Source organism: Actinosynnema sp. NPDC023658 (assembly GCF_040639995.1).
Classification (GTDB): domain Bacteria; phylum Actinomycetota; class Actinomycetes; order Mycobacteriales; family Pseudonocardiaceae; genus Actinosynnema.
Genome location: NZ_JBFAAX010000400.1, coordinates 1 through 5,294, shown reverse-complemented (window position 1 = coordinate 5,294; position 5,294 = coordinate 1). Strand labels below are relative to the sequence as shown.

Below are 5,294 nucleotides of genomic sequence, written 5' to 3'. Positions count from 1 at the left end.
CCGGCCGTCACGGCTCCGGTGACGGCCGGGACGTGCACCGTGCCGGACGTCGTCGCACGGCTATATCGTAGCAGTATTACGTTAGCTTCAAACGTTATTGTCCACAACGCAACGCTATGGACGGGAGAGTTGCTGGCTTACGATAAGTGAAACGTAACGGAAGCCAGCCGACGGCAAGGTTGCGTGGCACGCCAACGTCGGCCGGGGTGTGACGCGCAGCGGAACTGTCAGTGCCTGAGCTGGGCATACGCAGCAACATGTCAGCGCATGCGCAGGTGAGCTGTCAGCGGATGCGCACGCCGAATGTCAGTGACCGATCCAGACGACGCAGACGACGGCCGTGACCATGGCGGTAGCTACCGCCCTCCCCCGTCGCCCGCGGAGGGGACTGCGTCCACGTGGCCGGGAGAGCCTGTTGGATGGCTGGCCGGCCCGCTGACCAACGTTCGAGCACGGCATCTGCCGCTTCAGTTGGTGGTGTTCGCGACGCCGTATCTGGCTTCCATCATCAGTACGGCCTCATCCACGACGTGTGCCATCGATGCGTCGTCGGGAGACCAGTTCATGAGCAGCATCCGGGGCCAGAAGACGTAGTTGGAGATCATCCCGAGGAACTGGGTCGCTGCCAGCTCCGTGTCGTCCAGCTTCGCCGTTCCCAGGGCGTTCTCGGTGTCGAGATAGCGGCGCACCGAGTCGAAGTAGGGCATCTTGCCGCGCTCGAAATGGGCCTCGCCCAACTCCGGGAAGCGCGGCAGTTCGGCGATGACGATGCGGAACAGAGCGGCCATGCCGGGCCGGGCGAGGAGGGCGACGTACCGGCGGCCGATAGCCGTCAGGCCCGCCCGCAGGTCGCCCGTCGGTGGGCGGAGGTCGCCTTCGTCCTCGAGCTTCCAGGACTCGGTCACGATCGCGTCGAACAGCGCCGCCTTGGTCGGGAACTGCTTGAACAGGGTCGCCTTCGATACCCCGGCCACCTCGGCGACCTTGGCCAGTGACGTGCCGGCGTACCCGGCATCGAGGAACAGTCGGGTGGCGGCGTCGATGATGGCTGCCCGCTTCTGCTCGGCGACGCGCCGGTGATAGGTCGAGGGCTCCGTCGTCATGGACGTCATTCTACGCGAGACGAGTCGCTTGACTCACCATCCGTCGTGACCATAGCCTGATGGCGAGGTGAGTCACTCGACTCACCAATGTCCTGCAGGGAGGACCACGTCATGGGACGCTTCGACAAGCAGACCGTTCTCGTCACCGGCGGCACCGGCGGGCAGGGCGCCAGCCACGTCCGGGCCTATCACCAGGAGGGAGCGAACGTCGTCATCGCCGCGCTCTCCGACGGGCCGGGCACAGAACTCGCCGCCGAACTCGGCGAGCGGGCACTGTTCGTCCGCTTGGACGTCACCGACGAGGACGCCTGGGGCGCGGCGGTCACCGAGACCGAACGCCATTTCGGGCCGATCGCGGTGCTGGTCAACAACGCCGGCGTCCAGAACCCCGCGGCACCGATCGAGGCCGTCGAGCGGCTGGTCTGGGACCGCATTCTCGACGTCAACCTCACCGGCACGTTCCTCGGCATCAAGGCCGTGACCCCGTCACTGCGCCGCAACAGCGGCGGAGTGATCGTCAACATCGCCTCCACGATGGCCCACGTCGGCACCTCGCTCTACGCGCCCTACGTCGCCAGCAAATGGGCGCTGCGCGGGCTCACCAGGACCGCCGCGCTCGAACTGGGCCGGGACGGCATCCGGGTCAACTCCATCCACCCCGGCGTCATCTCCACCCCGTTGATCAACGAGCCGATCGCGGGCCAGCCGCCCATCGCCGACTTCTACTCGCCTGAGCCGTACGCCATCCCGCGGATGGGAACTCCGGCCGACATCACCGCCCTGCTCCTCTACGTCACCTCGGCCGACGCCTCATTCGTCACGGGCTCGGAGTTCGTCGCGGACGGCGGACTCCTGCTCGGCCCCGCCCTGCAACCCGACACGACGGCGGCATGACTGAATCACCAGCCGACCTGAGCGTCCGTCGCCTCGCCGACGCCAAGGTGAGGCGACACACCCGTTCGTCGTCACCCTGACGCAGCGAGGGGCCGGGGGCAAACCCCACTACTTCCAGACCCGCAACCGGACCGAAGAATGGACGCTGGGCGGCCAGTCCACCCGGTGGCACCCGAGTAACTCCCGAGCGCCGACTCCTACGGTGATTGATCAAACTGAATCGTTCACTGACACTTTCGTGCGCGTGGCGATGACTACCGCGTGTCACAGGCCCGGACCATTCAGCTGGGCGTGGTGAGGGTTGGGGGTGCGAAGGCGAGCACGTCGGGAAGGGGGCCAGCGTAGGGTTCGACGTCGACCAGGGCGCTGAGGGCGCTCGGTCCCTGGGACAGGCGCGAGCACGGCCGGTCCGCGGTGAGGGCGTTCGGGTTGCCGTGGCGGTCCAGGGTTCCGCTCTGGCCCGGCTCGACCGGATCCCACCACGCTCCCGTGGACAGCTGCACGACGCCCGGCATGAGGTCGTCGGACAGGATCGCGCCGGCGAGGCAGCTTCCCCGGTCGTTGTGGACGCGCACGATCATGCCGTCCTCGATGCCGCGCGAGGCGGCGTCCGACGGGTTGATCCTCACCGGCTCACGGCCGTCGATCTTCGAAGCGAGGCTGTGACCGCCGTTGTCGTACTGGCTGTGCAGGCGTGAGGCTGGCTGGTTCGAGATCAGGTGCAGCGGGAAGCGGTCCGACCGGTCGGCACGGAGCCACTCGACCGGTTCGAACCACTGGGGGTGCCCGGCGCAGTCGTCGTAGCCGAACGAGTCGATCTCCTCGGAGAAGATCTCGATCCGGCCCGACGGCGTCGGCAGGGGGAAGCGCTGCGGGTCCGAGCGGAGGGCCTGGAAATCGCCGGGGAACGGTCCGGTCGACGCCGGCAGCCGGGCGGTGGAGGTCCGCCAGAAGTCGTCGAAGTCCGGCAGGGTGGCGGCATCGCCCAGTCGGGCCCTCGTCTGCTCGTAGAGGTGGCGGACCCAGTCGATCTCGGAGCGCGACTCGGTGAACTCCTGCTCGAACCCGAGCCGGGCGGCCAACGCGGCGAAGATGTGGTGATCGGTGCGCGCCTCACCCGCCGGCTCGCGGACCTTCGGCATCGCGACGAGGTGGGGGTCGGAGAACCCGGCGGCGAAGTCGTCGCGCTCCAGGCTGGTGGCGACGGGCAGGACGATGTCCGCGAACTTGGCCGTCGTGTTCCACCAGGCTTCGTGCACGATCACCGTGTCGGGGACCTGCCAGGCGCGGGCCAACCGGTGCAGGTCCTGGTGGTGGTGAAACGGGTTCCCGCCGCACCAGTAGATCAGGCGGAGTTCGGGCAACGTGAGCCGCATGCCGTCGTAGTCGATGACCTCGCCCGGGTGCAGCAGGGTGTCCGCGATCCTCGCGACCGGGATGAAGTCCCCGACGGGGTTGGGGACCTCGGGGATCGTCGCGACGAACGGGCGGTCCGGGGCCACGCCGGTCGCGTCCATCGTCGCGTAACCCGTGCCCCAGCCGCAGCCCGGCCGACCCATCGAGCCCGCCATGGCGGCCAGCACGACGGACATCCAGACCGGTTGTTCGCCGTGGTCCGCCCGCTGCACCGCGTAGTTGACCATGACGAGCGACCGCTGGGTGGTGAGGCGGCGGGCGAGGTCGGTGATCACGTCGGGGTCGAGGCCCGTGATCCGCGCGGCCCAGGCGGCGTCCTTCCGGACGCCGTCGACCTCGCCCACCAGGTAGGAGGCGAAGCGGTCGAACCCGACGCAGCACCGGCGCAGGAAGTCCTCGTCGTGCCACCCGTTGACCAGCATCGTGTGCGCGATGCCGAGCATGGCGGCGGTGTCGGTGTTGGGGGTGACGGGCAGCCACTCGGCGTCGAGGAAACCGGCGGTGTCGCTGCGGATGGGGCTGATGTTCACGAACCGCACCCCGGCCTCGCGGCACCGGCGTTGCAGGTCCCGCGTCTGGTGCCTGGCCAGCCCGCCGGGGTTGATCTGGCTGTTCTTGAGGGCCAGCCCGCCGAACGCCACCACGAGCTCGCAGTTCTCGGCTATCTCGTCCCACATCGGCATGCGGCTCTGGTAGCTCCACGGGTGGCCGCCGATGACGTGCGGGAGGATGACCTCGAGGGCCGCGGTGCTGTAGGTGTTGCGGGAGTCGGTGTATCCCCCGCCCAGCGCCAGGAACCGGTGGAGTTGTCCCTGCGCGTGGTGGAACCTGCCCGCGCTGGCCCAACCGTAGGACCCGCCGAACACCGCGCTGTCCCTGTGCTGTGAACGGACCCGGCGGAGTTCGTCGCTCACCAGGGTGATCGCGTGGTCCCAGCTCACCTCCACGAAGGTGTCGGTGCCCCTGGCCGTGCCGCGGGCACGAGGTTCGCCGTTCAGCCAGCCCGCGCGCACCGCTGGGCGCAACACGCGAGCGCTGTCGTCGGCGGCCGTCACCATCCCGGGGCCGATGGGCGAGGGAGCGGGGTCGTCGGGCGTCGGCTCGATCCTCAGTAATCGGCCGGAATCCACCACGGCGACGAAACTGCCCCAGTGCGTCGCGACCGACATGCGTTGTTCCACCATGCGTCAACTCGGCCTGTGAAGGTCCCCGTCCTCGGACAAGGGTGGCTCACGTGGCGGGGGTGATGCGTCGGGGAAGAGGCCTGTCGCCCCACGCCGTCCGGCTCGCGGGAAGGGGTCGGTGTCGACCTGCGCGAGCGGGGAGGCCTCCGCACGGGGGTTGCGCATCGGCGGGGTCTCCGTCCCCGCCGGCCGGTGTGCCGCGTGGTGCGGCTCGTGGCCGGCGATGTGGCCTCCACGGTAGTCCGGCCGGCGCGGCGGGTCAGCCGGTGATCCTGCCGAACAGGTGGACGGCGGGTGCGTCCGGGTCGTCGCCGTAGAAGAACTCCGCGAGCGCCCGGTGGAACTCGGCGCGGTCCAGCCCGCCCGAGCCGTCCAGGTCCAACGCGTCGAAGACCGCGGCGCAGTCCTCCGGGGAGACGTTGCCCGCCTGGCCGAAGATCTCCCCGAACTCCTCCCGGTCGACCCTGTCGTCACCGTCGAGGTCGATGAGGTCGAAGTAGCAGTCGGCCACGGGCCCGACCTGCTGCGGGTACAGGGCGGGATCGGCCAGCGCCCGCCGGAACCCCTCGATCATCTCCCGCAGGTCGACCTTCCCGTCACCGTCCTGGTCCATCGGCGCGATCACGGTGGTCCAGAACGCGTCCAACCCCTCGACGAGCCGGCGGGAGGTCTCGGACTCCCGCGCGGCACCGCGGGC

General features: G+C 69.2%; 4 protein-coding genes. 1 reads left to right on the top strand and 3 read right to left on the bottom strand.

Translation table 11 applies throughout. The features are described from left to right. Positions 1-467: 467 nt before the first annotated feature. On the bottom strand, positions 468-1,103 hold the full coding sequence (locus AB0G02_RS27495; RefSeq protein WP_360799156.1) for a TetR/AcrR family transcriptional regulator: 636 nt from the start codon (positions 1,101-1,103) through the stop codon (positions 468-470). 111 nt (positions 1,104-1,214) lie between these two features. Here AB0G02_RS27495 and AB0G02_RS27490 point away from each other — a divergent pair, with 111 nt between their 5' ends. Beyond that, complete coding sequence (locus AB0G02_RS27490; RefSeq protein WP_360799153.1) at positions 1,215-1,997, top strand: SDR family oxidoreductase; 783 nt, start codon at positions 1,215-1,217, stop codon at positions 1,995-1,997. 281 nt (positions 1,998-2,278) lie between these two features. Here the strand turns inward: AB0G02_RS27490 and AB0G02_RS27485 are convergent, their stop codons facing one another. Beyond that, positions 2,279-4,582, bottom strand: coding sequence for a molybdopterin-dependent oxidoreductase (locus tag AB0G02_RS27485; protein WP_360799150.1), 2,304 nt, complete (start codon positions 4,580-4,582; stop codon positions 2,279-2,281). Positions 4,583-4,856: 274 nt separating this feature from the next. Beyond that, positions 4,857-5,294: EF-hand domain-containing protein (locus AB0G02_RS27480; protein ID WP_360799147.1), on the bottom strand; the 438-nt coding region annotated here is incomplete at its 5' end.